Below are 26,140 nucleotides of genomic sequence, written 5' to 3'. Positions count from 1 at the left end.
GCGCCCGGAACGTCTTGACCGGTAGGCTTTCCGTGTGATCTTCAAGCGCATCGGAAACGGCCGGCCGTACCCCGACCACGGCCGGGAGAGCACCCGGCAGTGGGCGGACGTCGCGCCGCGCCCGGTCCGCCTCGATCAGCTCGTGACGACCAAGCAGCAGCTCGACCTCGAGACCCTCCTGGCCGAGGACTCGACCTTCTACGGCGACCTCTTCGCGCACGTCGTGAAGTGGCAGGGCGATCTGTACCTGGAGGACGGGCTGCACCGCGCGGTGCGGGCGGCGCTCCAGCAGCGGCAGGTGCTGCACGCCCGCGTCCTCGAGCTGGACTGACACCACCCCGGCGCCCCGCCGCGGCTCGGTTTGACCCTTTCGGGTTGGACTGTGCGCAGTCGAATGATCATCTAGTAGGCATTGCCGCCCGGGCGCACTACGCTGCGCTCATGAGCATGCTGACTCCCCCTGGCATGGGCGGCCAGTACCGGATCACGGGTGGCAAGTACCCGCGGATGCGCCGGCCCCGGAAGCGCGGCAGGCTCGTCGTCCTGACCGCCGCCTCCGTCGCCGTGCTCGGCGTCGTCGGCTGGGGCACGCTGCAGCTCATCGACGTGTTCACCGGCGGCGGTGACTCCGCCTCCGCGACCGGCACCAAGGCGGCCTGCGCCACCGCGGCGAGCCGCGCGGCCGCCCCGAAGGCCCTCCCCGAGCCCGGCGCGATCACGGTCAACGTCCTCAACGCCACGACCCGCGGCGGTCTCGCCCAGAAGACCGCCGACGAGCTGAAGAAGCGCGGCTTCAGGATCGGCGAGGTCGCCAACGCGACCGAGGAGTACGACAAGAAGGTCAAGGGCACCGGTGTGCTGCTCGGGCCCGCCGCCGCCCTCGACACCTCGCTGCCGGTGCTCGGCACCCAGCTCGCCGGCGCCGAACGCCGCACCGACGCCGCCCGCAGGGGGAGCGAGCTCGACCTCATCATCGGCGACGGTTTCCGGAACCTGACGAAGAAGGCGGACGCCGACCGGGCCCTGGCCGCACTGGCCGAGCCCGAGCCGGCGCCCACCGCGAAGAAGAGCTGCTGAACGGCAGCGGGGAAACGGGAGCGGGCGCCTCGGCGCCTACTCGGCCGCCCCGTACATCCGGTCCCCGGCGTCGCCGAGGCCCGGCACGATGTAGCCCTGCTCGTTGAGGCGCTCGTCGACCGACGCCGTCACGACCGTCACCGGGGTGCCGGCCAGCTCGCGCTCCATGACCTCGACGCCCTCCGGCGCGGCCAGCAGCACCACGGCGGTCACGTCGTCCGCGCCGCGCTCGATCAGCTCCCGGATCGCCGCGACCAGCGTGCCGCCGGTGGCGAGCATCGGGTCCAGGACGTACACCTGACGCCCGGAGAGGTCCTCCGGCATCCGCGTGGCGTACGTCGAGGCCTGCAGCGTCTCCTCGTTGCGGATCATGCCGAGGAAGCCCACCTCGGCGGTCGGCAGCAGCCGGACCATGCCGTCCAGCATGCCGAGACCGGCCCGCAGGATCGGCACCACCAGCGGGCGCGGGTGGGACAGCTTCACGCCCGTGGTCCGCTCCACCGGCGTCCGGATGTCGACCTGCTCGGTGCGCACGTCACGCGTGGCCTCGTAGGCGAGCAGGGTGACCAGCTCGTCGGCCAGACGGCGGAAGGTCGCGGAGTCGGTGCGCTGGTCGCGCAGCGTGGTGAGCTTGTGGGCGACCAGGGGGTGGTCGACGACGTGGAGACGCATGTCCCCAACAGTAACCGGGCCCAGGAGGCCCGGTGTCCCCGCGAGTGGCAGGCCACAGGTTCTCCCCGCCACTCGTTCGCTGGCGTCAAACCGCCCGTCCGGGGGAAGGTGGGAGGGACGGACTGGGGTGGTGAACCGATGCCTGAGCAGGAGTACCGGGACGATCCGTCGCCGCGTGAGAGGCCCGGCCCGGACGAGACGGAGGCCGAGCGGCGGCGGCGACGCGCCCGGTTCCTGCGCGAACTCGCCGAGGCCCGGGCCCTGCGCGACCGGGTCCAGCCGCGCCGCGCCAAGGCGGCCCGGCTGCGCCACGCGATGCGCATGCGGACCTTCCGCTGGTAGGCGCCCCCGGGTGAACGCCGTACCGACGGCCCGCCCCGGCGGTGCGGACCGCGCGTACGGGGCGGACACGGCGCGCGTACGGGAAGATCGCGGCACGCCCGCGTGTTTCCCGAAGTGGCCGCGCGGGGACGGCGGGCAAAGCCGCGTACGATCCGCACGTGGCGGCAACGAGTGCGCTGGTGAGTCCTTCACGGGCGCACTCGGCGACCTGCGATCAAAACTGCCGGACACAGGGAGCCGAAGACGTCCCCTGATGGCCTTGTTTCTGCCACGATTCCGAATGGGTGGGGCTCACCAGAGCACTCCCCACCCGCAGCCTCCGCCGGGGGGACCCCCAACCGGCACGCCTATGACCAGTGGGAGAGTCACGGTGTACTTCGCCGCACTGCTCGCGCGCACCGAAGACGGGTGGGAAGCGAGCGACACGGAGCTCGACGATGTGGAAACCCTGTCGGATCTGGCCGACCTGGCCCGGGAAGCCTCTCCCGACGAGGACACGGTGCTCGTACTGATCGAGCAGGAGGACGGCTGGTTCGGCGTCGTCCGCGTGGACGGCGAGGAGGACCCTCGGATCTACGTCTCCGACGCCGCCGCCGCCTCCCGCAGCAGCTACGGCGAGATCCTCCTCACCGACGAGCTGCTGGGCCGTGAGCCCGGGAACGACGGCGCCGACCTGGACGCCCTGGACCTCGACGGCACGGAGGACGGTGAACCCGACGGCCCCGACACGGACGCCGACGACGGCGCGGCCGCCGGGTCCGCCGACGCCGTGCCGCACGGACCGGTCGGTGACGCGCAGGTCCTGGAGGACCTGGGCGTGAGCGAGAAGGAGTTGCGTTCGATGACCGAGGACGCCCTCAGCGAGATCGCCGAGGCCCTGGGCGCCTCCGAGGTCCTGGAGACCGTCCGCTGACCGTGCGGACCGCACCGGGGCCGCCGGATCCGGTGCGCGACCCCTGGCGGCCCGCGATGCGACTCGCCCTGGACGAGGCCGAACGGGCCGTCCGGGGCGGGGACGTTCCCGTCGGGGCCGTCGTCCTGGCCCCGGACGGCAGCACCGTGCTGGCCCGTGGCCACAACGAACGCGAGGCCGGCGGCGATCCCACGGCGCACGCCGAGGTGCTCGCCGTCCGGCGGGCCGCCGCGCGGCTCGGGGAGTGGCGGCTGGCGGGCTGCACCCTGGTGGTGACGCTGGAGCCGTGCACGATGTGCGCGGGCGCGATCCAGCAGGCGCGGGTGGACCGGGTCGTCTACGGCGCGCGCGACGAGAAGGCGGGGGCGGCCGGCTCCCTCTGGGACGTCCTGCGCGACCGGCGGCTCAACCACCGGCCCGAGGTGATCGAGGGCGTGCTCGCCGAGGAGTGCGCCCGGCTGCTCACGGAGTTCTTCCGCGCACGGTGAATACCGATTTCGAACCACGCCCCACCTTGCTGTAGGGTCTCCCTCGGTAGCGTGTCCGAGCGGCCGAAGGAGCTCGCCTCGAAAGCGAGTGTGGCGCAAGTCACCGAGGGTTCAAATCCCTCCGCTACCGCTCGTGAAGGGCCCCGTCGTCGGACGGGGCCCTTCGTGCGATCATGGGGCCCGCTCGATGCACGTGTGACACCGGCGCACATCAGTGACAGGGGAGGGCCGCGATGGCGGTGAACGCGAAGAGGATCGCCGTCTACGTCCTTGTGGTCTTCGTGCTGTACGTGATCATCACGGACCCGGCCAAGGCGGCCGACTACGTCCAGATAGGGTTCGAGGGCATATCGGACGCCGCGAAGGCCATCGGCGACTTCATGACCTGGCTCGCCAACGGAGGAAAGTGATGATCCGCCACCTGGTGCTCTTCAAGCTGAACGAGGGCGTCGAGCGGGACGACCCGAGGGTCGTGCGGGGCGTGGAGGCCTTCCGTTCGCTCGGCGGCAGGATCCCGGAGATCCGCTTCTGGGAGTGCGCCTGGAACATCAGCGACCGCCCCATCGCCTACGACTTCGCCATCAACTCGGCGTTCGAGGACGCCGAGGCCCTGCGCCGGTACGTGGAGCACCCGGAGCACCAGGCGGGCGTCGGACTGTGGCGCGAGTTCGCCACGTGGGTGATCGCCGACTACGAATTCTGACCCTCCGCCTCCTGGAGCCCTCCGCCACGGCAGCGGGGGGCTTTCCTATGTCTATGGCCGCGTTTGCCCTCAACACGGAATATGCGGTGCTTGCACACAGTGAGCCTGTCTTGTGATGCTATGACCGCTTTTGATGGACGAGGCGACGGACGAGTTGACGAGCGAGTTGACCGATGAAGAGGTGGCGTTGACCGTGTCGGCCAGTACTGCGCCGCCCCAGGACCAGGCGTCCGCCCAGGCGCCGGCTTCGGCTTCGCCTCCGGCCCGGTCACCGGACCCGGCGCAGACTCCGGCCACCGCCCGGCACGCGCACCCGGCCAAGCGCCGCGGCGCCGACACCCGGGCCCTGACCCAGGTGCTCTTCGGCCAGCTCAAGGAGCTGGAGCCGGGCACCCCGGAGCACACCCGCGTGCGCGCGGCGCTCATCGAGGCCAACCTCCCCCTGGTGCGCTACGCCGCCGCCCGCTTCCGCTCCCGCAACGAGCCGATGGAGGACGTCGTCCAGGTCGGCACCATCGGGCTCATCAACGCCATCGACCGCTTCGACCCGGACCGGGGCGTGCAGTTCCCGACGTTCGCGATGCCGACGGTGGTCGGCGAGATCAAGCGGTACTTCCGCGACAACGTCCGCACCGTCCACGTACCGCGCCGGCTGCACGAACTGTGGGTGCAGGTCAACGGGGCGACCGAGGACCTGACGACCGCCTTCGGGCGCTCCCCGACGACCGCGGAGATCGCCGAGCGGCTGCGCATCACCGAGGAGGAGGTGCTGTCCTGCATCGAGGCCGGCCGCTCGTACCACGCGACCTCACTGGAGGCCGCGCAGGAGGGCGACGGCATGCCGGGACTGCTGGACCGGCTCGGCTACGAGGACCCCGCCCTGGACGGGGTCGAGCACCGCGACCTCGTCCGGCACCTGCTCGTCCAACTGCCCGAGCGGGAGCAGCGCATCCTGCTGCTGCGGTACTACAGCAACCTCACGCAGTCGCAGATCAGTGCGGAACTCGGCGTCTCGCAGATGCACGTGTCCCGGCTACTGGCACGTAGCTTCCAGCGGTTGCGATCCGCAAACAGGATCGACGCGTAACCGGTACGAGCGAATCGCTCACCAGTGCTGTTCTGTGCGTTTCTGGCCCGAAAGACCGTCAGACCCCCTGTTTCCAGGGCCGATTCGCATTCCGGATGTCGACATGTCACTACAGCGCGTTGCCGACATGTGACATTCTGCGGGAAGTGCGTTTGCCGGAGCCCCGGCGCCGGTATTCAGGTGAAGGCTGCGTTCCCCGGACGGGAGCGCCCGCCGCGACCGTCCCGCGACCCAAAGGGGGTGGCATGTCCGCAGAACAGGGCAGCTCGAAGGTGCTCACGCTCGCGGAGAGCGAGACAGCTCCCCATGCTCTCGACGCACTCGGCCCCATCGACGAGGGCCCGGCCCTCCCGGCCACGCCCGTTCCGGACCTCCCGGACACGGCGGCCCTCGACACCCGCACCCTGTCCCGTTCCCTGTTCCTGCGGCTCGCCGTGCTCGACGAGGACAGCCCGGAGCGCGCCTACGTCCGGGACACCCTGATCGAACTCAACCTCCCGCTGGTGCGGTACGCGGCGGCCCGCTTCCGCTCGCGCAACGAGCCGATGGAGGACATCGTCCAGGTCGGCACGATCGGGCTGATCAAGGCGATCGACCGCTTCGACTGCGAACGGGGCGTGGAGTTCCCGACGTTCGCGATGCCGACGGTGGTCGGCGAGATCAAGCGGTTCTTCCGCGACACGTCGTGGTCGGTGCGGGTGCCGCGCCGGCTGCAGGAGCTGCGCCTGGCGCTGACGAAGGCCAGCGACGAGCTCTCCCAGAAGCTGGACCGCTCCCCGACGGTCACCGAACTCGCCGCCACGCTGGGCGTGTCGGAGGAGGACGTGGTCGACGGCCTCGCGGTCGGCAACGCCTACACCGCCTCCTCGCTGGACTCCCCGGCGCCCGAGGACGACGGCGGCGAGGGCTCCCTCGCCGACCGGCTCGGCTACGAGGACACGGCGCTGGAGGGCGTGGAGTACCGGGAGTCGCTCAAGCCCCTGCTGGCCAAGCTGCCGCCCCGCGAGCGGCGGATCATCATGCTGCGCTTCTTCGCCAACATGACCCAGTCGCAGATCGGCGAGGAGGTCGGCATCTCCCAGATGCACGTCTCGCGGCTGCTGACCCGGACCCTGGCCCAGCTGCGGGAGGGTCTCATCTCGGACTGAGGCACCGAGGCACGACACCGGGCCGCCGGGGCGCCTCCTTCCGTGGGCGCAACGGCGGCCGCCGTGTTGTCGTCGGCCGCCGTGTTCTCGTCCGGTCGCTTCGGCGCGCGTTACTTCAGCGCGAGCCAGGCCACCGCCGCGACGACCGCCACGGCGACGACGACGCCGACGATCAGGCCGATCCGCGGCCCACCGCCCGAAGCGGCGGCCTGCCGCCCCTGGGGGGCCTCGTCGACGAACGCGCGGAACATCTGGGTGCTGCCGGCGGGGTCGTGGTTGCCCTGCGGGCCCTGGGTGTTAGCCATGCCCCGAGACCCTAGCGAATCCCCGCCGGAGGGCCCAAGTGGGGGCGGGGACACGGGGTTGACGGCCGGACGGACCGGGTCCTGCCCCGCGGCCCGGGCGCCCGGGGCGCGGGCAGGACCCGGGAGGCGGGAACCGCCGCCGGGCGCGCCGTGCGCCCCACCTGCATGTTTACTCCTGCGATTACTTGCCTTTGCCAAGTTTTTGTCCCGCACCACCTCTTTTTCATTGCCTGTAGCAACCATCAACTTCTATGGTTGCCCTAAGCAACAATGGGAGGTGCCATGGCCGAGCAGGCGCAGTACGAGGAACTGGTCCGGCAGTTCAGCGCCTTCGGCGCGGTGAAGCGGGAGATGCGCCGGATCATGCCGGCCGACTGCCACAGCGGTTCCGCCGCCGTGCTGTCGCTGCTCGGCCGCCACGGCGACATGCGCATGAGCAAGCTGGCCGAGCTGCTCTCCGTGGACCTGTCGGTCACCAGCCGCCACGTCGCCCACGTGGCCGAGCGCGGCTGGATCGAACGCTCCCCCGACCCCGCCGACAAGCGCTCCCGCATCCTGCGCCTCACCCCCGCCGGCCAGGCCCAGCTCGACGAGCTGTTCCGGCGGACCACGCAGCTGCTCGCCGAGCGTCTGGGCGACTGGCCGGACGAGGAGATCGGCCGGCTCACCCAGCTCATGGCCCGCCTCAGGGACAGCTTCGGCGAGGGCCGGCCCGCGATCCGCCCGGCTCCCCCGCCGCCCCGCCCGGCGCCTCCCGCTCCCGAACGGACCACCCGTACACCCGCAAGCACGTAAGAGAAGGAAGTCCATGGCAACGACCACACCAGCCGGTGTGCGGGCTCATGCCAAGCACGGGGGAGGCTCCTCCGAAGGCCATGCTCCGATGACGCACCGGCAGATCATGGAGGCACTGTCGGGCCTGCTGCTCGGCATGTTCGCCGCGATCCTGTCCTCCACCATCGTCACCAACGCCCTGCCCGAGATCGTCTCCGACCTCGGCGGCGGCCAGAGCGCCTACACCTGGGTCGTCACCGCCTCGCTGCTGGCGATGACGGCGTCCACTCCCCTGTGGGGCAAGCTCGCCGACCTCGTCAGCAAGAAGGCGCTGGTCCAGATAGCCCTGGTGGTCTTCGTCATCGGGTCCGTGGTGGCCGGTACGGCGCACAACCCCGGCACGCTGATCGCCGCCCGGGTCATCCAGGGGCTGGGCGCCGGCGGTCTGTCCGCCCTGGCGCAGATCATCATGGCCGCGATGATCTCCCCGCGCGAGCGCGGGCGCTACTCCGGCTACCTGGGCGCGACGTTCGCCGTCGCGACCGTCGGCGGACCGCTGCTCGGCGGTGTCATCACCGACACCAGCTGGCTCGGCTGGCGCTGGTGCCTGTACGTCGGCGTGCCGTTCGCGTTGATCGCCCTGATCGTGCTGCAGAAGACGCTGGACCTGCCGGTGGTCAAGCGCAAGGTCAAGGTCGACTGGGCCGGCGCCTTCTTCGTCACCGCGGCCGTCTGCCTGCTGCTCGTCTGGGTGACCTTCGCCGACGACAAGTACGACTGGCTGTCCTGGCAGACGTACGCGATGGTCGGCGGTGCGGTCGTCCTCGCGCTGATCTTCGTCCTGGTCGAGTCCAGGGCCGCCGAGCCGATCATCCCGCTGCGGCTGTTCCGCAACCGCACCATCACCCTGGCGTCGCTCGCCTCGCTGTTCGTCGGCATCGCGATGTTCGCGGGCACCGTCTACTTCAGCCAGTACTTCCAGCTGGCCCGGGGCCAGTCCCCGACCATGTCGGGCGTCATGACGATCCCGATGATCGGCGGCCTGTTCGTGTCGTCCACGGTGTCCGGCCTGATCATCACCAAGACCGGCAAGTGGAAGAGCTGGCTGCTGGTCGGCGGTGTGCTGCTGACGGCGGGCCTGGGCCTGATGGGCACCATGCGCTACGACACCCCGTACTGGCGCATCGCCCTCTTCATGGCGCTGATGGGTCTGGGCATCGGCATGATGATGCAGAACCTGGTGCTCTGCACGCAGAACCAGGTGGCCCCGGGCGACCTGGGCGCGGCGTCCTCGGTCGTGACCTTCTTCCGGTCCCTCGGCGGTGCGGTGGGCGTCTCGGTGCTCGGCTCCGTGATGTCCTCCCGGATCAGCCACTACGCCACGGACACCATCGGCACGCTCGGACCGGAGGACCGGGCGGCGGCCGCCCGGGCCGCCGGCGGCGGCGCGATCCCCGACATGGACCTGCTGCCCGCGCCCATCCGCACCTGGCTGGAGAGCGCCTACGGGCACGGCATCGCCGACATCTTCCTGTACGTCGCGCCGATCGCCTTCCTCGGCTTCCTGGTGACCCTGTTCATCAAGGAGGTCCCGCTGCGCACCGCGGGCGCACTGGCCCAGGCGGCCGAGGCGCCGGCCGCGGCCCCCGCCGCGACTTCGGCCACCGCCCCGGCCGCCGAGGAGGCCACCGCCCCGGCCGCCGAGAAGGACCCGGGCCGGTCCGCCGCCGTCGCGGCCACCGAGGCCGCGGACCGGGACACGTTCACCCGGCCGCTGTCCGCCGTCGCCACCCTCGCCCGCCCGGAGGAGTCCGCCGGCGGCGGCATCCCGGTGCGCGGTGTCGTGCGGGGCACCGAGAGCGCGCCCGTGCCGCAGGCAGCCGTCACGCTGATCTCGCTGGCCGGACGTCAGCTGGGCCGGTCGGTGGCGCAGGCCGACGGCTCCTACGCGGTGGACGCGCCCGGGAGCGGGTCGTACGTCCTGATCGCCTCCGCCGACGGCCACCAGCCGCAGGCGTCCACGATCGTGGTGAACGGCGAGCCCGTCAGCTACGACATCCTGCTCGGCGGGACCAGCGGCCTGACCGGTCTGGTCCGGGCCGCCGACAGCGGGCTCCCGGTGCCGGGCGCGATGGTGATCGTCACCGACGTGCGCGGGGACCTGCTGGCCACCGGGAGCACCGGTGAGCAGGGCGAGTTCTCCTTCGCCGAGCTGGTGCCGGGCACGGTGACCGTCGCGGTGAACGCCGCCGGTCACCGGCCGCGCGCGCTGCCCGTCGAGGTGGGCGGCACCGGGACGACCCGGCTGGAGGTCGAGCTGGAGACCGGCGCCCGGGTGCAGGGCGTGGTCCGCGCCCCCCACGGGCCGCTGGCCGACGCCCGGGTGACCCTGGTCGACGCGGCGGGCAACGTGGTCGGCACGGCGACGACCGGTGCGGACGGGGCGTACGCCTTCGCCGACCTGGACGGCGGCGAGTACACCGTCATCGCCACGGGCTACCCGCCGGTGGCCACCACGGTGACGGTCGCCGGAGGCGGAGTCGACGGCCACGACATCGAACTCGCCCACCCGGGCGAGTGACCGGACCCCGGCCCGTGGCGGGCGGGCGCGTTCCGTAGCGGAGACGCGCCCCGTCACGGGCCGGTCCCACGACGACCGATTCGCAATCCTTTGCAGGGAGAAAACGGGATGCCACTGACCGCGAGGATCCGTACCCGGGACGGATGGGCCGTGTCGCACGCGGTCGTCACGGTGACCGACGCGACCGGCACGCAGGTGCTGCGGGCCGAGGCGGACGCCGAGGGCGTCGTCCGGGACGCCACCGGGCTGGCGCCGGGGGCGTACACCGTCGTCGTCACCGCCGTCGGCTACGCGCCCGCCGCCGCCAGCGCGATCGTCACCGCGAGCGGGCGGGCCGGGATCGGGACGGTCACCCTGGCCCGGCAGGGCGGCACCGAGCTGCCGCCGCCCGGTCCGTGGACCGTGGACCCCGCGCATTCGAGCGTGTCCGCCGTCGCCCGGCACCTGGGCATCTCCAGCGTGCGCGGCCGGTTCACCGACTTCTCCGCCGCGCTGGAGATCGCGCCGGACGAGGTCACCGGGTCCCGGGTGGAGGCGGTGATCCGGGCGGCCTCCATCGACACCGGCAACGGCGCGCGCGACACCCATCTGCGGTCGGCCGACTTCCTGGACGTCGAGCGGTACCCCGAGATCACCTACCGGTCCACCGGCCTGACCGCCGCCGGCTCCGACCGCTGGACGGTCCACGGCGAACTGACGATGCGCGGTGTCGTCCGGCCGGTCGACCTGGACCTGGCGTACCTCGGCACCGGGCCGGACCCGTGGGGCGGCACGCGGGCGGCGTTCCGCGCCACGGCCGAACTGCGGCGCGAGGACTTCGCGATGAACTACAACCAGGTCCTCCAGGCGGGCGTCGCGGCCATCGGCACGACGCTCAGGGTGGAACTGGACGTCCAGGCGGTGCGGGGGACGTCACTTCCGGCCGCGTGAGGACCTGTCCTCGGTGCGCGCCACCACCTGGGCGCACAGGTCGCGGAGTTTGATGTTCCGGTCCTGCGAGAGGCGGCGCAGTCGTTCCAGTGCCTGGCCGGCGTCTATCTGCTCGTGGGCCATGAGGATGCCGATCGCCTGGTCGATGATGCTGCGCGAGAGCAGGGCGGTGCGGACGTCGGCGGCGGACTGCCGACGGCGTTCGATGTGCAGGGCGGTGGTGACGGCGTCCGCCACGCGGGCCGCGAAGGCGCGGGCCGCGTCCCGTCCGGCGGCGAGGCCGCCGGTCCGCTCGCCGTAGAGGTTGAGCGCGGCGTCCGGCTCACCCGCCACGTCCAGCGGGACCGCCAGCACCGTGCGCACCCCGGTGGCCAGCGCGTACCGCGTGTACGCGGGCCAGCGCGTCTCGGTGGCCAGGTCGGGGGCGTACTGCTCGGTGCCGGTCTCGGCGGCCTGCACGCAGGGACCCGAGCCGTTCTCGTACTGCCGCTGGTCGAGACCGCTCGGCAGGCCCGCACTGCCCGCGAGGGTCAGCAACCGGCCGGCACGGCGCACCGTGATGCTGCACGCGACGGCTCCGGGCACCTCCCGCACCGCGCGGTCGGTCAGATCGCGCAGCAGCGTGTCGAGACCACGGCTGCGCACCATCGCCTGGTCGAGCGTGTCGGGCGTCTCGGAAGTCATGACCGTACGGATATCCCGTGGACGGCCGCCCACGCCCACGGGCGGGTCACCGGGCGTCGGGGGAGTTGTGCGCGTCGACGATGCGGCGGGCGAGGTCGCGGAGCTTCACGTTCTCCCGCTGCGAGGCCCGCACCAGGCTGTCGAAGGCCCCGGCCGCGTCGATGTCCAGGCGCTCCATGAGGATGCCGGTGGCCTGGCCGATCAGGTCCCGGGTGCGCATGGCCTCGGTGAGCTGCTCGCGCACGGTGGCGGACTCCAGGGCGATGCCGACGTGCACGGTGAACAGCCGGCCGATCCTGAGCGCGGCCTCGTCGAAGGCGCGCGGCTTGCGGGCGTAGGCGGTGAGCACGGTCAGCCGGCGGCGGTCGGCGCGCAGCCGCAGCGACAGCACGGACCGCAGGCCCAGTCCGGCCAGCGCGTCCTCGCCCTCGTCGCCCTCGCTGTCCGCGACCTCGGCCACCGGGGCGGTCCACAGGCGCTCCCAGTACGGCCGGTTCTCCCCGGCGGGGTCGCCGTCCTCGGCGGCGCGCACGATCTCGTCGGTCCAGGCGAGCGTGCGGCGCCGGTTGTCCCGTTCGATGAGGGAGATGCCGGCGTGCTCGGCACCGGGCACGAGGTCCACCGCGAGGCGGACCGCGGTGTCCAGGGTGGAGTGCGGGGTGGGCGTCTCGTGAAGTTGCCGTGCCGCGGACGTCAGCGCTTCCGCCAGGTCGACACCCGTCGGAAAACAGGGCAAATCAGGAAACTCAGGCGCAGCCACCACGAACCTCTTCGGCGTGCACGGCCATACGGCCGTGCGCAGGAGAGCTCCGCAGCACATTCCTGACTGCGAGCACAGGACATACAGAACTCTAGCGGTTCGGTTGCCGTGAGGTGACGCCCGGACCTGCGACGTCCGGGCCCGCGGTGATCACTCCCCCGGAGGCCGCTTTCGCCGGGGCCCTCCGGCATGGTGCAATGGGCGGACGGGTCAGGAAGCGGCCTTACCGGAATCCGGACGAACATCTGCCAGGTGAGTGCCGTGACCTTCCTTCCGAACCCCCTTCCCGATCCACGTGACCTGTCCGAACGCGTGCTGTTCCCGTTCCCCGCGGAGATCGACTTCTCCACCGCCGCCGGTCTGCTGCCGCTGATCGTGTCCCAGACCCGCAACCGTCCCGGCGGTCCGCCGGGAACGCTGGTGCTCGACCTGACCTCCACCCGGTTCATGGACTCCCAGGGCGTCCGTCTCATCAACGAGGTGCGCCGACTGCTGTACCCCGGCACCCGCGTGCACGTGGCGGCCCTGGCGGACGGCATGGCGAGCCGTGTCCTGGAGCTGACCGGCCTGCGCCGCGACGTCCCCGTGTACGACAACCTCCCGGAGGCGATGGCGGCCTAGGCTGACGCCATGGCACCGAACATCGCGACGAACACCCGCGTCTCCCTGGACGAGCTGCTGGACTTCGTACGGCCCCGGCACCGTGCGATCCTGCTGACCCGGCGGTCCGACGGCGCCCCCCAGGGCTCGCCGCTGACCTGCGGGGTCGACGACTCGGGCCGGATCGTGGTCTCCACGTACCCGGAGCGTGCCAAGACCCGCAACGCGAAGAGGGACGCCCGGGTGAGCCTGATCGTCCTGAGCGACGAGTGGAACGGTCCCTGGGTGCAGATCGACGGCACCGCCGAGGTCGTGGACGCGCCCGACTCGGTGGAGCCGCTGGTGGAGTACTACCGGAACATCGCCGGGGAGCACCCCGACTGGGACGAGTACCGGGCGGCCATGGTCAAGCAGGGCAAGTCGATCATCCGGATCACTCCCGAGCGATGGGGCCCGGTGGCGACCGGCGGGTTCCCGGCACGGCTGGTCGAGGAGGAGTAGGCCGCCTCTTCGGCCTCTCGGTCCTCGGCCTCCCGGTCTGCGTCTCCCCGGCCCTCGTCTCCTCAGTCCCGGCTGCGGGCCACCATCGTCTCGATGCCCGCGACCAGCAGGTCCAGGGCGAAGGCGAAGTCCCGTTCCAGCATCTCCTCGACCGTGTCGCCGCCGCGGGCCGCCATGATCCTCGTCGACTCCTGGATGACCTCGGAGGCGTCCGGTGACTGCGTCACCTCGCTCATGGCGTGCCGGTGGTACTCGTCGGGGGTCATGCCCGTCGTGGCGACGCGGGCGAGGAAGTGGCCCTCGATCGTGCCGTAGCCGTACACGAACTGGAAGACGGCGGAGATGGCCCCGGTCACCCCGTGCGCGGGCAGGCCCGTCTTGCGGATGACCTGCTGGACCACCCGGGAGAACGACAGCGCGTTGGGCCCGATGTTGAGGAACCTCCCGGCCAGCGGCGACAGCCAGGGGTGACGCACCAGAAGGGCGCGGTACTCCCGCGCGAGCGTGCGCAGTTGGTCCCGCCAGTCCTCGTCGGCGGCCGGGTCGGGCAGCGTGAGCCCGCCGAAGGCCGCGTCCAGGGCGAGTTCGAGGAGGTCGTCCTTGGTGTCGACGTACCAGTAGACGGACATCGCCGTCACGTTCAGCTCGGCCGCGAGCCGCCGCATGGAGAACTTGGCCAGGCCCTCGGCGTCCAGCAGCCGGACGGTGGCCTCGGTGATCCGGTCCCGGTCCAGTCCCGACGGCTGCCCGCCGCCGCGCCCGCTCCGGCGGGCCCTGCCCTCCAGGCCCTCCAGCCAGACGCTGGACCGCGCCGCCCTCTCGGACCGCTGGGCTGCCCTCACCATGGCGCACCTTCCTCGACTCGCCGACGCCGGTCATGCCGGGCACCCCCACCGGGGCGCGAACGGCCCGTCCCTCCTCGGACGGCCCCGGCTCTCAGGCCTTCTCCCCGGAGTCTGCCCGGTCCGCCCGGCGCAGCAACGCCGCCGCGATCAGCCCGCCGAGCAGCACGGCCAGCGCGCCCACCAGTTGACTCGTCTCCAGCCCGGAGGAGAACGCGTCGGTGATCCGCGCCCGCTCGCTCTCCGACTCCGCCGCGGCCAGCGCCGCCGGGAGCGAGCTCGCCGCCACCGGGACCAGCGCCGCGAACCGCGCGCCCAGCACCGCGCCCAGCACGGCGACCCCGAGCCCGTTGCCGAACTCGGCGAGGGTGCCGTTGATCCCGGCCCCGACGCCCGCCTTCTCGCGGGGTATGGAACTCATGACCGCGTGCGCCATCACCGGGCTGCCGATCGCCGTGCCCGCCCCGATCAGGACCAGGCCGAGCAGCGTGCCGGCGTAACCGTGCTCGGTGAGGGTGGCGATCGCCACCAGCCCGCCCGCCATCATCGTCATGCCGAGGGCGATGGAGACCGGGGTGCCCATTTTCGCCGCCCACCTCGTGCCCACACCCGTGAAGTTGAGGGCGACGACGGTCAGGGCCATCGGTGCGGTGCGCAGGCCCGCCTCCAGGGGGCCGTAGCCGAGGACGAACTGCAGGTACTGGGTGAGCAGGAAGAGCGCTCCGCCCATGCCGAAGGTGATCAGCACCAGACCGCCGACCGCCCCCGTGAACCGGCGGTTGCGGAAGAAGTGCGGGTCGAGCATCGGGTGGGGGATCCGGCTCTCCCAGTACGCGAAGGCGCCGAGGACCACCACGGCCGCGGCCGCCGTGGCCAGCACCCGGCCCGAGGTCCAGCCGTGTTCGGGGCCGGAGATGATCGCGTAGACCAGTGTCGCCATGCCGATGGTGGACAGCACGGCGCCGAGCAGGTCGGGACGCTCGCCCTGCCGGTTCCTGGACTCGGGGACGTAGGCCACGACGGCGGCCAGGCCGAGGGCCACGACCGGCAGGTTGACCAGGAAGATCGCCCCCCACCAGAAGTGGTCCAGCATGAAGCCGCCGACCAGCGGACCGGCCGCGAAGCCGAGCGAGTTGACGGCGCTCCAGATGCCGATCGCCTTGGGCTGTTCCTCGGGCGTGAAGATCTGCATCACGACGGCGAGGGTCGTGGTCAGCAGCAGCGCGCCGCCGACGCCCATGCCCGCCCGCGCCGCGATCAACTGGCCGGACGACTGGGCCAGTCCGGCCACCAGCGACCCCACGCCGAACAGGGCCAGGCCCACGATCAGCATCCGCTTGCGGCCGTGGCGGTCGGCGGCGTTGCCCGCGGTGAGCAGCAGACCCGACTGCACCAGGGAGTACGCGTTGATCATCCACTGGATGTCGGCGGTCGACGCGTCCATCTCCCGGGTGAGCGAGGGGATCGCCACGTTCAGGACGGTGTTGTCCAGCAGCACGGTGAGCTGGGCGAGGCAGATGACACCGAGGATCAGCCAGCGCCGGGAGTGCCCCTGGAGCTGCTCGGGCGGCCGGGCCTGCCGCTCCTGGTCCGGGGCCCGGTCGGAGGTGTGCTCCTGGGGGGACGTCGTCATGCTGTACACCGTAGAACAGCTCCCATACAGCGTACAACTCGCTGGTCCCTCCGCCCGGGCGCGTGATCGTCAGTCGCTCGTCCTCCGCGTGAGGTCGTAGAAGGTGGTCGAGCCGGCCGTGACCTCCTCGAAGTTCTCCGCCACCCACGCGGCGATCTGCGCGGAGCCGCCGGAGTCGCCCCCGCCCGTTCCGCCGCCGGCGACGAAGTAGTGGATCCTTCCTTCCGCCACGTACCGCCGGAACCGGGCCAGGGTCGGGGACGGGTCGGTCCCGTTGAAGCCGCCGATCGCCATCACGGGCTCACCGGTGGCGAGTTGGTAGCTCGCGGCGTTCTGGGCGCCGATCGCGGCGGCCGCCCAGGTGTAGTCCTCGGCGTCCGCTTCCAGCAGCTCCTTCGCCTCGGAGCCGACGCTCGCGCCGCCGAGCAGCCCGCCCATGCCGCCGCCACCGTCACCGCCGTCGGCGCGACCGCCCGGCGGGACGGTCTCGGCACTGTTGCCGGTGCCGTCCTGCGGGGCCCGGCCGTCCTGACCGTTCCGGCCCGTCGGGCCGCCGCCGGGGAAGCCGCCGGTGCCGTCGGCGCCCGCCCCCGGCGGGGTCCGCCCCGGCAGGCCCTGCTGGTTCCGGCCCTCGCCGGGACCGCCGGCCGGACGGCCCGTGCCGCCCATGCCCGCCCCGGCGGGACCGGCCGTGACGATGGAACCGGTGTGGCCCTCCTGCAGCGTGCTGAACGTGTACGCGGCCGGACCGGCCAGTGAGGCCACCAGCCCCAGTCCGGCCGCCGCCGACGCCAGCGGCCGTCCCACCCGGCCCGCGAAGACCGTCCCGAGCGCCGCGACCAGCCCGCCGACCAGGACCGCCCACTTCAGCCACGGCAGATGGCCGGGCGTGCGGTTCAGCAGTACCCAGCCCCAGGCCGCGGTGGCCGTGACGGCGGCGGCGAGGGTGAGCGCGGCCCAGGTCGCCTGCCGCCTCTCCCACAGGGCCGCCGCGCCCATGCCGACCACGGCCGCCAGGTAGGGGGCGAGGGCCACCGTGTAGTACTGGTGGAAGATGCCCGCCATGAAGCTGAAGACCGCCATGGTCGTCAGCAGCGAGCCGCCCCAGACCAGGAAGGAACTCCGGGCCGGGTCGGTCCGCCCGGTCCCGCGGGTGAGGACGAGGCCCGCGACGAGCAGGATCAGCGCGGCGGGCAGCAGCCAGGAGATCTGGCCGCCGACCTCGGAGTCGAACATCCGGTCCCAGCCGGTCTCGCCCCACCGACCGGTGCCGCCACCGCCGCCTCCGACACTGCCGGTCTCCTCGCCGTTGAGCCGGCCGAGGCCGTTGTAGCCGAAGGTCAGCTCCAGGAAGCTGTTGTTCTGCGAACCGCCGATGTACGGACGCGAGGACGCGGGCCACAGCTCGACGACCGCCACCCACCAGCCACCGGAGACGACCAGCGCGACGGCCGCCAGCGCCAGCTGCGCCAGCCGCTTCCGCACCTTCACCGGGGCGCAGACACCGTAGGCGAGCGCGAGCGCCGGGAGGATCAGGAACGCCTGGAGCGTCTTGGTGAGGAAGGCGAACCCGATCGCGGCCCCGGCCCACACCAGCCACTTCGTACGGCCGTCCTCCAGGGCCCGGACGACGAGGTGGCAGGCGAGGGACATCAGCAGCGCCAGCAGCGCGTCCGGGTTGTTGAACCGGAACATCAGTGCCGCGACCGGGGTGAGCGCGAGCACCGCGCCCGCGATCAGGCCCGCCCCCGGACCGGAGCGGCGGCGCACCGCCGCGTGCACGACGGCGACCGTGCCGACGCCCATGAGCACCTCGGGCACGAGGATCGCCCAGGAGTTCAGGCCGAAGATCCTGACGGAGAGTCCCATCGGCCACAGCGCGGCCGGGGGCTTGTCCACGGTGATGGCGTTCGCCGCGTCCAGCGAGCCGAAGAAGAACGCCTTCCAGGACTGGCTGCCGGCCTGGACGGCCGCCGAGTAGAAGGAGTTGGCGTATCCGGAGGCGCTCAGGTTGTACAGGTAGAGCAGACCGGTCACCAGCAGCAGGCCGAGGAGGGCCGGGCGCGCCCAGCGGGGGTCCCCGGGCCGGCCGCGCCACGGTCCGCGGGCGGGGGACCGCCCGGGTGCGTCCGGCACGGGCGCGTCGGCCCGGTGCCGGGGCGCCGGGCGGGGCGGGTTCCCGGCGGCGGGATCCGCCGGAGGGCTCGTCCGGTCGTGCTGCGTGGTCATCGGGAGTCCCTCGGGTCGTTGTCGGAAGACCGGGAGCGGTCGGGGGCGGGAGCGTGAGCGGGGAGCCCGTCGGTCTCGGGGAACACCCACGCCCGGAAGAGCAGGAACCGCAGCACCGTCGCCGCGAGGTTGGCGGTGACCAGGACCGCCAGCTCGGTGGAGCGGGCGGGTTCGGTCGTCGCCGTGTTCAGCGCGGCGAGCGAACCGCCGGTCAGGACGAGGCCGATGCCGAGGACGACCAGCCCCTGCGCCTGGTGCCGTACCGCGCCCCTGCGCCCCCGCACCCGGAAGGTGAGCCGCCGGTTGGCGGCGGTGTTGGCGACCGCCGAGACCAGCAGGGCGAGTCCGTTGGCCGGCTGGGAACCGGCGAAGGACCTGAAACCGCTGTAGAGCAGCAGGTAGAAGAGGGTGGACAGCGCTCCGACGACGCAGAAGCCGACCAACTGGCGGGCCAGCCCCTGCGGCACGTCCTCGATGTCCCGGTCGCGCGGATCGTCGCCGAAGGGACGCGCGAGCCGGTCCAGCGGCAGCGAACCGGTGGCGAGCGCCCTGCCCACCCGCCACACGCCCTTGAGGTCGTCGGTCGCCGTCCGCACGATGTGCACGGTCGAGTCGGGGTCGTCGACCCAGTCGACCGGCACCTCGTGGATCCGCAGTCCGGCCCGCTCGGCGAGCACCAGCAGTTCGGTGTCGAAGAACCAGCCGGTGTCCTCCACCAGCGGCAGCAGCGCCTGGGCCACGTCACGGCGGATCGCCTTGAACCCGCACTGCGCGTCGGAGAACCGCGCCTGGAGCGAGCCGCGCAGGATCAGGTTGTAGGAACGGCTGATGAACTCCCGTTTGGCGCCGCGCACGACCCGGGAACTCCGGCTCAGCCGGGAGCCGATGGCGAGGTCGGAGTGGCCGGAGATCAGCGGGGCCACCAGCGGCAGCAGCGCGTTCAGGTCGGTGGACAGGTCCACGTCCATGTAGGCGAGGACGGGGGCGTCCGAGGCCGACCAGACGCTCCGCAGCGCCCGGCCGCGCCCCTTCTGCTCCAGCCGGACGGACCTGACCTCCGCGATCCGCTCCGCCAGCAGCCCGGCCACGCGCGGGGTGCCGTCCGTGGACGCGTTGTCGGCGATCGTGATGCGGAACGCGTAGGGGAAGGTGCGGGTGAGGTGCTCGTGCAGTCCGCGGACGCACGGCTGGAGGTCCTTCTCCTCGTTGTAGACGGGGATCACTACGTCCAGGACCGGTGTGCCGGCTCCGGCGGCCGGGAGGTGCTCCCGTGCCGGCAGGGTGCCGGGAGAGGAATCGGTTCGCATGGAACCGACCCTCCTCAAGCACCCTGTCGCGCCCGTGTGGTGAGGCTGTGCCGTGCCTGTGAGGGCCGCGGCGGCGGGGGTGCCGGGGGTGCCGGCGGGGTGTCCACGGCGGGCAGACGGAGCGTGAACACGGTCCTGCCGGGCACGCTGTCGACGGTCACGGCACCGTCGTGCGCGGTCGCCACGGCCTGCACGATGGCCAGCCCCAGGCCGGTCGAACCGGTGGCACGGGTGCGCGCCGAGTCGCCGCGCGCGAACCGTTCGAAGACGTGCGGGAGCAGCTCCGGCGCAATGCCCGGCCCGTCGTCCGCCACGTCCACGCACACCCGGGGACCGCTGCGGCGCACCCGGGCGGTGACGGTGGTCCCCGGCGGGGTGTGACTGCGGGCGTTGCCGAGCAGGTTGACCAGCACCTGCTGGAGCCGGGCGGCGTCGGCGAGCACCGGCGCGGGGCCGTCGGGCAGCTCCAGCCGCCAGACGTGGTCCCGGCCGGCCGCGCGGGCGTCGCTGACGGTGTCCACGACCAGCGGTACGAGGTCCGTCTCCTCGAACCGGAGGGGCCGCCCGGCGTCCAGTCGGGCGAGCAGCAGCAGGTCTTCGACCAGCAGGGTCATCCGGTCCGCCTCGGACTCGATCCGCCGCAGCGCGTGCCGGGTGTCGGGGCCGGCCTCCTCCCGTCCGCGCCGGGTGAGTTCGGCGTAGCCGCGGATGGAGGCCAGCGGCGTGCGCAGCTCGTGGCCGGCGTCCGCGACGAACTGCCGCACCCGCGTCTCGCTCTCCTGGCGGGCGTGCAGCGCGCCGTGGACGTGGTCGAGCATGCGGTTCAGCGCGGCGCCGACCCGGCCGACCTCGGTGTGCGGATCGCACTCGGACTCCGGGACGCGCTCCTCCAGGTTCACCTCACCGCTGTGCAGGGGCAGTTCGGACACCCGGGTGGCGGTGGCGGCGACCTTGCGCAGGGGGCGGGTGGCGACGCCCACGAGGACGTACCCGGCGATCCCGGCCGCGACCAGTCCGGCGCCGGTGACGCTGATCTCGACCAGGATGAGGGTGCTGATGGTGTCGTCGGTGTCGTCGGTCGGAAGGGCGACGTAGAACGCGCCGTTCCGGCCGCTCTCGTACCGCACCCGGTACTCGCCCAGGCCCGGGACGTCCACGGTGTGCGGCTCGGGGTCCCGCGGGACGGTCGCGAAGGCCGCGAGCTGGGCGGTGGTGAGGGCGGTGGCCTCGGGCGTCCTGACCCCGTTCTCCGTCCTGGGCTTGCCGACGATCCCGTCGGTCACCCGGCCGTCCTCGACGGTGACGCCGATGGTGCCGATGCCCTGCGGGCCCTTGGTGACGAAGTCGAGGGGGCCCTCGTCGCCCAGGGGCCGCGGGCGCGGCCCGCCCTCCTCGGGGCCGCCCGCCGCGCGCTTGGCCACCTCCCCCACCCGGCCGTCGAGCTGGTCGTACAGATGGGACCGCAGGGCGAGCGTCGTCACCGTGCCGATCACCGCGCACACCACGGCGATCAGCACCACGGACGCGACGACGAGGCGCGTCCGCAGGGTCTGCGGCCGTCTCCTGCCCGCCGTCACACCGCGGGCTTGAGCAGGTACCCGGCACCGCGCCGGGTGTGGATCATCGGATCCCGCCCGGCGTCGATCTTCTTGCGCAGATACGAGATGTACAGCTCGACGACGTTCGCCTGCCCGCCGAAGTCGTACGACCAGACCCGGTCGAGGATCTGCGCCTTGCTGAGCACGCGCCGCGGGTTGCGCATGAGGAAGCGCAGCAGCTCGAACTCGGTGGCGGTGAGGTGGATGTTCTCCCCGCCCCGGGTGACCTCGTGGCTGTCCTCGTCGAGGGTGAGGTCGCCGACGACCAGCGTCGACTCGGTCCTGCGGTCGGCCGCCCCGGAGCGCCGGATCAGACCGCGCAGCCGGGCGACGACCTCCTCCAGGCTGAACGGCTTGGTGACGTAGTCGTCGCCGCCGGCGGTCAGCCCCGCGATACGGTCCTCGACGGCGTCCCTGGCGGTCAGGAACAGCACGGACGCGTCCGGCAGTTCGCGGCGCAGCCGCCCGAGGACGGACAGCCCGTCCATGTCCGGCAGCATCATGTCCAGGACGACGGCATCGGGCCGGAACTCCCGCGCGGCCCGGAGGGCGCCCTGGCCGTCCCCCGCGCTGCGGATCTGCCAGCCCTCGTACCGCAGGGCCATGGACAGCAGTTCGGTGATCGACTGCTCGTCGTCCACCACGAGCACGCGGACGGGGCTCCCGTCCGGCCTCAGCAGTTCGGTGCGCCCCCGGGGCGAGATCGTGGTCATGCCCCACACGATGTCGGCGTCCTCTGAGAGCACTCTTTCGGCACTCTGTGTTTTCGCTGAGAAACGTGAGAGGCCCTCAGACGGGCAGGCCTTCGCCGGGCAGGCCGAAGAGCCGGGCCGCGTTGTCGTGGCAGACCGCCCTCAGCCACGCCTCCCCCAGGCCCAGCCGCTCCAGGGCATCGAGCTGGTGGACGTACGGGTACGGGATGTTGGGGAAGTCGGAGCCGAGCAGGACACGGTCGCCGAGGGCGGCCAGCCGGGGCAGGGCCCGCCGGGGGAACGGCATCATGCGTTCGCTGAAGTCGGTGAACGCCATGGTGGTGTCCAGCCGCACCTCCCCGTACCGCTCGGCGAGGTCCAGGAAGTCCTCGTACTCGGGCATCCCGAGGTGCGCCACGATCAGCCGGAGCCGGGGGTGCCGCTCGAGCACCCGCGCGACCGGCCCGGGGCCGGTGTGCCTGCCGGGCGCGGGACCGGACCCGCAGTGGATCACCACCGGGACACCCGCCTCGGCGAGCAGCCCCCAGACCTCGTCCAGCGACGCGTCGGCCGGGTCGTACGCGCCCACCTGCACATGCGCCTTGAACACCCGCGCCCCCGCCTCGACGGCGTCCCGGACGTACTCCGCGACCCCCGGCTCGGGGAACAGCGTCGCGGTGTGCAGGCAGTCCGGCGTGCGACCGGCGAAGCCGGCCGCCCAGTCGTTGAGCGGGCGCGCCATGCCCGGCTTGTGCGGGTAGAGCATGGCGGTGAAGGCCCGCACCCCGAACTCCCTGAGCAGGTCCGCCCGTTCGCCCTCCTCCTTCCGGTAGGTGATCGGCCACTCGATCCCGCCGGTCAGCGGTCCGAGCGCGTCGAAGTACGCCCACACCTTGCGCAGCACCCGCTCCGGCATGAAGTGCGTGTGCACGTCGACGAGCCCGGGCAGCCCGAGTCCTTCCCAGAAGCGCCGCACGTCGGAGACTTCGGTACGCGTGTCGGAGTGAGCACCCATGCCGCCACGATCACTCCTGACCAAGCGCCCGGTCCACCCCCGTGGAGGCGGCGATCCGGGACCGGACCGGCTCGGAAGCGGTTCGGAACCGGGTCGGCGCCGGGTCAGAACAGCCCGTCCTGCAGTCCCGCCCTCCCCTTGGACCTCCTGACCGGCACGTCGGGCTCCCGCTCCCGCCCTCCGACCGGAACCAGCCCCCACCCGGCCAGCAGCCGCGTGTCCAGCACCACCACCCCGCCGCTCGTCGCCAGATGCAGGTCCGGCCCGGCGGCGGCCACCAGCTCCCCGCTCACCACACCCCCCGCGACCAGCTCGCTCACCTCCCCCACGGCGGCCGGCAGCCCCGCCAGCCCGAACACCCCGACGTGATCGACGGGCCGGAACGGCTCACGGCCGAGCGACTCCGGCCAGCCGCTCAGCGCCACCGCCCGCGCGTGCAACCCGGCGATCTCCGCGGCCCGTTCCGCCTCCCCCTCGGGAAGTGCCGCCCGCACCGCCCGCTTGTCGGTGTAGGGGATCCGGTCGGGCACCCCGAGCGCGGCACGCAGCAGCTCCTCGGTGCGCCGCGCCGCCATCAGCGGCCCGGTGCCCAGCCAGCTGAAGCAGACCGCCCCCTGCTCCAGCAGCCGTGCCGAGCCACGCGCCACCGCGGTGATCCCGACCTTGGCCATCCCGGGCCCGAACCACGCCAGGTAGACGCGGTACGGCCGCGGATCGTCGAGGGTGTCGGCGGCCACGGAGTGCGCCCGGTCCAGCCGCGCGCACTCCTCGCAGCGCGCCCCCGTACTCCGCGCCGGCACCACCGCCCCGAGCGGACACGGATGCCCCCGGGCACCCACGCAGGTCCGCACGTCCCCTTCCCCGACCCCGAAGGCCACCCGCTTCCCCCGGGTCAGCGCACTGCGCCGCCCGCCGTCCCACACCAGCACGGGACCGTCCGCGGACCACCGCAGCCCCGAGCACCTCCATGCCTGTGCCATCTCCGACGAGAGTAGGGGCCATCACTGACAACGCGCGCCGCGCGAGGACTCAGCGCACGGACCCCCCGACGCCCACGGGTCCCGTGTCCCCGGTACCGCTCCCGACCGCGGGGCCCGTGTCCCCGGCGGCGCCCCTGCTCGCGGGAACGGACGCGCGCCCGTGCTCCTCCCCCGCCGCGGCCCGGCGCCGCCCACGCCCCGCCAGCCGGCACCCCAGGCACCCGGGATGCCCCTGCCGTGCGCTCAGGTCCCGCACCCGCCAGTCCCACTGCTCCCTCGGCCGCGGCCCCGACGGCTTGCCCCACCCGGCGAGGTGCAGCGCCCAGGTGACGAGAAGGCCGGCCACGGCGATCCCCAGCCCGCCGGCCAGCAGCGTCCAGGACACCGTGCACACCCCCAGCCCGAGAACGGCCGCGCCGGCACTGGTGATTCCGACACCGGTCCACCCGGCGACCGTGTGCCCGTGGTCATATGGATCTGCGCTCACCTGTCTGCTCCTTCGTGCAGTCGGCGGGGCAACATCTCTCACTTCGTAAGCAATTTACTAGAGAAACCTCTCACGAACTAAGGGAAATGGGGAACCCGGCCATGCGAGCCAAGCCGCGCCCGCCCGCCACACAGGAGCAGGCGCTGTGGGCGATGGACCAGCTCATCGCGACCCATCTGGTGGGCCAGCACGAGATCGCCCAGCGGGTCGGCCTGAACGTCACCGACCTGACCTGCTTCGCCTTCGTCATCGAGGCCGGCGAGAACCTGCTCACGGCCGGCGAGCTGGCGGACCGCGTCCATGTCACGACCGGCGCGATGACCGGCATCCTCAACCGCCTGGAGCGCGCGGGCTACATCACCCGCCGCCCCGACCCGGCGGACCGCCGCCGCGTCCGCGTGGCCGCCCGGCCCGACGCCCTGGCCCGCACCCGCGAGATCTACGACCCCTACTACGCCCGCATCACCGCGCTCTTCGCCGACTACGCCCCCGAGGAGGTCGCCGTCCTGCACGACTGGTTCCGGCGCGCGAACGAGGTGGCGGCGAACTACCTGGAGGAGTACTGCCGCACCGACTGACGCGGTCCTCGGCGTCCGGCACCGAGATGCCGAGGGCCGTACGGGGTGCAAGCCTGGAGAGGAATCGCACCGCTCGGGGACGGCCGAAAGGGCGACCACATGGCCAGCAGCAATGTCACCGGTACGCGCCACCACCGAGCCGGGCGGGAGGCGGAGAGCCCCTGGGCCGCGAGCTGGACCGCGGCCGCGGCGGCCCTGATGACCTTCGGCGGCATCATGGCGGTCTTCCAGGGCATCGCCGCCATCGCCCAGGACGACGTCTTCATCGCCGCGCCCGACTTCACGTACGAGTTCAGCCTGACCGGCTGGGGCTGGCTGCACCTGATCCTCGGCGCCCTGGTGACGGCGGCCGGCATCACCCTGTTCCGGGGAGCCACCTGGGCACGGGCGGTGGGAGTCGCGCTGGCCGGGCTGAGCATGATCGCCAACTTCGTGTGGCTGCCCTACTTCCCGGTGTGGTCGATCGTCCTCATCGTCATCGACGGCTTCATCATCTGGGCCCTGTGCGCACCGCGCTCCTCGGCCGCCTAGGACCGCCGCTCACCGGCCCCGGCCGCCCCTTCCCTCCGGCCGGCCCATGACGGGCGACCGCGCGGCGCCCTCCTCCGCGTGGAGCGTCGCCCGGCTCTGGCTCGCCCAGTCCGGCGGCGTGGCGGTCATGGTCACCGCCTACTTCCTGCTGCCCCTGGACCACCTCGGCCCCCGCCGGCCGGTCCTGAGCTGGATCCTCTTCGTCCTCGCCCTCGCGCTGATCGCCCTCCTGCTGCTGAGGCAGGTCGTCCACGTCCTGCTCAACCGCCCGGGCGTCCGGCCGGGACTGGCCATCTCCCTGCTGATGTGCCTGTCCATCCTGGTCTTCGCGACCGCCTACCAGGCCCTGGCCCAGCACCCCGGCGAGCTCGTCGGCCTCACCACCCGCCTGGACGCCCTCTACTTCACGGCGGTCACCCTCGCCACCATCGGCTACGGGGACATCACTCCCCACGGCCAGGCCGCCCGCCTGGTCACCGTCCTCCAGGTCCTCTACACCTTCGTCTTCCTCACGGCGGCGGCCACCGCCCTGACCAGCCACCTGCGCAGCGCCCTCCGCCGCCGCGAGAGCACCCGCCGGCACGGCGCCCCCTGACCTACCCGCTCCGCCCGGCCGCCAGATACCGCTCGAACGCCACGACCCCGTCCGCGACGAACTCCCACCGCCCGACCGCCCGCCGCAG

Annotated in this window: 30 protein-coding genes and 1 tRNA gene; 18 read left to right on the top strand and 13 right to left on the bottom strand. The window is 72.6% G+C overall.

Annotated elements, in window-relative coordinates:
* Positions 1 to 34 precede the first annotated feature (34 nt).
* A complete protein-coding gene (locus RIM90_RS08215) occupies positions 35 to 331 on the top strand; it encodes a type II toxin-antitoxin system VapB family antitoxin (protein ID WP_004943146.1) in 297 nt (98 codons plus the stop codon).
* A gap of 134 nt (positions 332 to 465) precedes the next feature.
* Positions 466 to 1,077, top strand: a complete 612-nt coding sequence (locus RIM90_RS08210; RefSeq protein ID WP_309059925.1) for a LytR C-terminal domain-containing protein — start codon at positions 466 to 468, stop codon at positions 1,075 to 1,077.
* A 36-nt stretch (positions 1,078 to 1,113) separates the two neighbouring features.
* On the opposite strand, the gene upp is transcribed toward RIM90_RS08210, so the two are convergent.
* Positions 1,114 to 1,749, bottom strand: a complete 636-nt coding sequence (gene upp, locus RIM90_RS08205; RefSeq protein ID WP_184818966.1) for a uracil phosphoribosyltransferase — start codon at positions 1,747 to 1,749, stop codon at positions 1,114 to 1,116.
* A gap of 138 nt (positions 1,750 to 1,887) precedes the next feature.
* On the opposite strand from upp, the gene RIM90_RS08200 reads away from it, so the two are divergent.
* The 8 genes from RIM90_RS08200 to RIM90_RS08165 all read left to right on the top strand — a co-directional run bounded on the left by RIM90_RS08200 (position 1,888) and on the right by RIM90_RS08165 (position 6,430).
* Positions 1,888 to 2,091, top strand: coding sequence for a hypothetical protein (locus RIM90_RS08200; protein ID WP_309059915.1), 204 nt, complete (start codon positions 1,888 to 1,890; stop codon positions 2,089 to 2,091).
* A 370-nt stretch (positions 2,092 to 2,461) separates the two neighbouring features.
* Entirely contained in the window at positions 2,462 to 3,004 is a 543-nt protein-coding gene (locus RIM90_RS08195; RefSeq protein ID WP_309059924.1) for a hypothetical protein, read from the top strand.
* 56 nt (positions 3,005 to 3,060) lie between these two features.
* A complete protein-coding gene (gene tadA / locus RIM90_RS08190) occupies positions 3,061 to 3,492 on the top strand; it encodes a tRNA adenosine(34) deaminase TadA (RefSeq protein WP_309059923.1) in 432 nt (143 codons plus the stop codon).
* 45 nt (positions 3,493 to 3,537) lie between these two features.
* Positions 3,538 to 3,622: transfer RNA gene (locus tag RIM90_RS08185), tRNA-Ser, on the top strand.
* A gap of 103 nt (positions 3,623 to 3,725) precedes the next feature.
* Positions 3,726 to 3,902: a hypothetical protein gene (locus RIM90_RS08180; protein ID WP_309059914.1), complete on the top strand. Its 177-nt coding sequence runs from the start codon at positions 3,726 to 3,728 to the stop codon at positions 3,900 to 3,902.
* On the top strand, positions 3,902 to 4,195 hold the full coding sequence (locus RIM90_RS08175; RefSeq protein ID WP_309059913.1) for a Dabb family protein: 294 nt from the start codon (positions 3,902 to 3,904) through the stop codon (positions 4,193 to 4,195). The genes RIM90_RS08180 and RIM90_RS08175 overlap by 1 nt, the downstream gene beginning before the upstream one ends.
* A gap of 187 nt (positions 4,196 to 4,382) precedes the next feature.
* Positions 4,383 to 5,282 carry an RNA polymerase sigma factor SigF gene (locus RIM90_RS08170; protein ID WP_375165412.1) on the top strand — a complete coding sequence of 300 codons (900 nt, stop codon included), beginning with the start codon at positions 4,383 to 4,385 and terminating at the stop codon, positions 5,280 to 5,282.
* 245 nt (positions 5,283 to 5,527) lie between these two features.
* Positions 5,528 to 6,430, top strand: a complete 903-nt coding sequence (locus RIM90_RS08165; protein WP_309059911.1) for an RNA polymerase sigma factor SigF — start codon at positions 5,528 to 5,530, stop codon at positions 6,428 to 6,430.
* Positions 6,431 to 6,540: 110 nt separating this feature from the next.
* Here the strand turns inward: RIM90_RS08165 and RIM90_RS08160 are convergent, their stop codons facing one another.
* Positions 6,541 to 6,735 carry a hypothetical protein gene (locus tag RIM90_RS08160; RefSeq protein WP_309059910.1) on the bottom strand — a complete coding sequence of 65 codons (195 nt, stop codon included), beginning with the start codon at positions 6,733 to 6,735 and terminating at the stop codon, positions 6,541 to 6,543.
* A gap of 282 nt (positions 6,736 to 7,017) precedes the next feature.
* Here RIM90_RS08160 and RIM90_RS08155 point away from each other — a divergent pair, with 282 nt between their 5' ends.
* The 3 genes from RIM90_RS08155 (at position 7,018) to RIM90_RS08145 (ending at position 11,020) form a co-directional block, all read left to right on the top strand.
* The gene (locus tag RIM90_RS08155) at positions 7,018 to 7,530 is read left to right on the top strand and encodes a MarR family transcriptional regulator (protein WP_309059909.1); all 513 of its coding nucleotides are present in this window, start codon (positions 7,018 to 7,020) and stop codon (positions 7,528 to 7,530) included.
* 13 nt (positions 7,531 to 7,543) lie between these two features.
* On the top strand, positions 7,544 to 10,090 hold the full coding sequence (locus tag RIM90_RS08150; RefSeq protein ID WP_309059908.1) for an MFS transporter: 2,547 nt from the start codon (positions 7,544 to 7,546) through the stop codon (positions 10,088 to 10,090).
* Between the two features lie 108 nt (positions 10,091 to 10,198).
* Complete coding sequence (locus tag RIM90_RS08145) at positions 10,199 to 11,020, top strand: YceI family protein (RefSeq protein ID WP_309059907.1); 822 nt, start codon at positions 10,199 to 10,201, stop codon at positions 11,018 to 11,020.
* Here the strand turns inward: RIM90_RS08145 and RIM90_RS08140 are convergent.
* Positions 11,003 to 11,704 (bottom strand): GAF and ANTAR domain-containing protein, encoded by a 702-nt coding sequence (locus tag RIM90_RS08140; protein WP_309059906.1) that lies wholly within the window; start codon positions 11,702 to 11,704, stop codon positions 11,003 to 11,005. The genes RIM90_RS08145 and RIM90_RS08140 overlap by 18 nt on opposite strands.
* A gap of 46 nt (positions 11,705 to 11,750) precedes the next feature.
* On the bottom strand, positions 11,751 to 12,524 hold the full coding sequence (locus RIM90_RS08135; protein WP_375165411.1) for an ANTAR domain-containing protein: 774 nt from the start codon (positions 12,522 to 12,524) through the stop codon (positions 11,751 to 11,753).
* A gap of 201 nt (positions 12,525 to 12,725) precedes the next feature.
* Here RIM90_RS08135 and RIM90_RS08130 point away from each other — a divergent pair, with 201 nt between their 5' ends.
* Both RIM90_RS08130 and RIM90_RS08125 read left to right on the top strand, forming a co-directional pair.
* Positions 12,726 to 13,085, top strand: a complete 360-nt coding sequence (locus tag RIM90_RS08130; protein WP_309059904.1) for an STAS domain-containing protein — start codon at positions 12,726 to 12,728, stop codon at positions 13,083 to 13,085.
* A 9-nt stretch (positions 13,086 to 13,094) separates the two neighbouring features.
* Positions 13,095 to 13,565: a PPOX class F420-dependent oxidoreductase gene (locus RIM90_RS08125; RefSeq protein WP_309059903.1), complete on the top strand. Its 471-nt coding sequence runs from the start codon at positions 13,095 to 13,097 to the stop codon at positions 13,563 to 13,565.
* Between the two features lie 62 nt (positions 13,566 to 13,627).
* On the opposite strand, the gene RIM90_RS08120 is transcribed toward RIM90_RS08125, so the two are convergent.
* The 9 genes from RIM90_RS08120 to RIM90_RS08080 form a co-directional block, all read right to left on the bottom strand.
* The gene (locus RIM90_RS08120) at positions 13,628 to 14,410 is read right to left on the bottom strand and encodes a TetR/AcrR family transcriptional regulator (RefSeq protein ID WP_309059902.1); all 783 of its coding nucleotides are present in this window, start codon (positions 14,408 to 14,410) and stop codon (positions 13,628 to 13,630) included.
* A gap of 91 nt (positions 14,411 to 14,501) precedes the next feature.
* On the bottom strand, positions 14,502 to 16,040 hold the full coding sequence (locus RIM90_RS08115) for an MFS transporter (RefSeq protein WP_309059901.1): 1,539 nt from the start codon (positions 16,038 to 16,040) through the stop codon (positions 14,502 to 14,504).
* Between the two features lie 69 nt (positions 16,041 to 16,109).
* On the bottom strand, positions 16,110 to 18,269 hold the full coding sequence (locus RIM90_RS08110; RefSeq protein ID WP_309059900.1) for a glycosyltransferase family 39 protein: 2,160 nt from the start codon (positions 18,267 to 18,269) through the stop codon (positions 16,110 to 16,112).
* Positions 18,266 to 19,576: a bifunctional glycosyltransferase family 2/GtrA family protein gene (locus RIM90_RS08105; RefSeq protein WP_309059899.1), complete on the bottom strand. Its 1,311-nt coding sequence runs from the start codon at positions 19,574 to 19,576 to the stop codon at positions 18,266 to 18,268. Before RIM90_RS08105 ends, RIM90_RS08110 begins: the two co-directional genes overlap by 4 nt.
* 14 nt (positions 19,577 to 19,590) lie before the next feature.
* Positions 19,591 to 21,153 (bottom strand): HAMP domain-containing sensor histidine kinase, encoded by a 1,563-nt coding sequence (locus RIM90_RS08100; RefSeq protein ID WP_309059898.1) that lies wholly within the window; start codon positions 21,151 to 21,153, stop codon positions 19,591 to 19,593.
* Positions 21,150 to 21,887 carry a response regulator transcription factor gene (locus RIM90_RS08095; RefSeq protein ID WP_309059897.1) on the bottom strand — a complete coding sequence of 246 codons (738 nt, stop codon included), beginning with the start codon at positions 21,885 to 21,887 and terminating at the stop codon, positions 21,150 to 21,152. The genes RIM90_RS08100 and RIM90_RS08095 overlap by 4 nt, the downstream gene beginning before the upstream one ends.
* Positions 21,888 to 21,963: 76 nt before the next feature.
* On the bottom strand, positions 21,964 to 22,881 hold the full coding sequence (locus RIM90_RS08090; protein WP_309059896.1) for an amidohydrolase family protein: 918 nt from the start codon (positions 22,879 to 22,881) through the stop codon (positions 21,964 to 21,966).
* A 104-nt stretch (positions 22,882 to 22,985) separates the two neighbouring features.
* Positions 22,986 to 23,861 carry a DUF2797 domain-containing protein gene (locus RIM90_RS08085; protein WP_309059895.1) on the bottom strand — a complete coding sequence of 292 codons (876 nt, stop codon included), beginning with the start codon at positions 23,859 to 23,861 and terminating at the stop codon, positions 22,986 to 22,988.
* Positions 23,862 to 23,910: 49 nt separating this feature from the next.
* Positions 23,911 to 24,348 (bottom strand): HGxxPAAW family protein, encoded by a 438-nt coding sequence (locus RIM90_RS08080; RefSeq protein WP_309059894.1) that lies wholly within the window; start codon positions 24,346 to 24,348, stop codon positions 23,911 to 23,913.
* A 101-nt stretch (positions 24,349 to 24,449) separates the two neighbouring features.
* Here RIM90_RS08080 and RIM90_RS08075 point away from each other — a divergent pair, with 101 nt between their 5' ends.
* The 3 genes from RIM90_RS08075 to RIM90_RS08065 all read left to right on the top strand — a co-directional run bounded on the left by RIM90_RS08075 (position 24,450) and on the right by RIM90_RS08065 (position 26,052).
* A complete protein-coding gene (locus RIM90_RS08075) occupies positions 24,450 to 24,926 on the top strand; it encodes a MarR family transcriptional regulator (RefSeq protein ID WP_309059893.1) in 477 nt (158 codons plus the stop codon).
* 99 nt (positions 24,927 to 25,025) lie between these two features.
* Positions 25,026 to 25,457 carry a hypothetical protein gene (locus RIM90_RS08070; protein ID WP_309059892.1) on the top strand — a complete coding sequence of 144 codons (432 nt, stop codon included), beginning with the start codon at positions 25,026 to 25,028 and terminating at the stop codon, positions 25,455 to 25,457.
* 46 nt (positions 25,458 to 25,503) lie between these two features.
* A complete protein-coding gene (locus RIM90_RS08065; RefSeq protein WP_309059891.1) occupies positions 25,504 to 26,052 on the top strand; it encodes a potassium channel family protein in 549 nt (182 codons plus the stop codon).
* Positions 26,053 to 26,140: the final 88 nt, after the last annotated feature.

This window comes from Streptomyces sp., from assembly GCF_031181555.1.
Taxonomy (GTDB): Bacteria; Actinomycetota; Actinomycetes; order Streptomycetales; family Streptomycetaceae; genus Streptomyces; species Streptomyces fimbriatus.
This window is presented reverse-complemented; position numbering and strand designations above follow the sequence as displayed.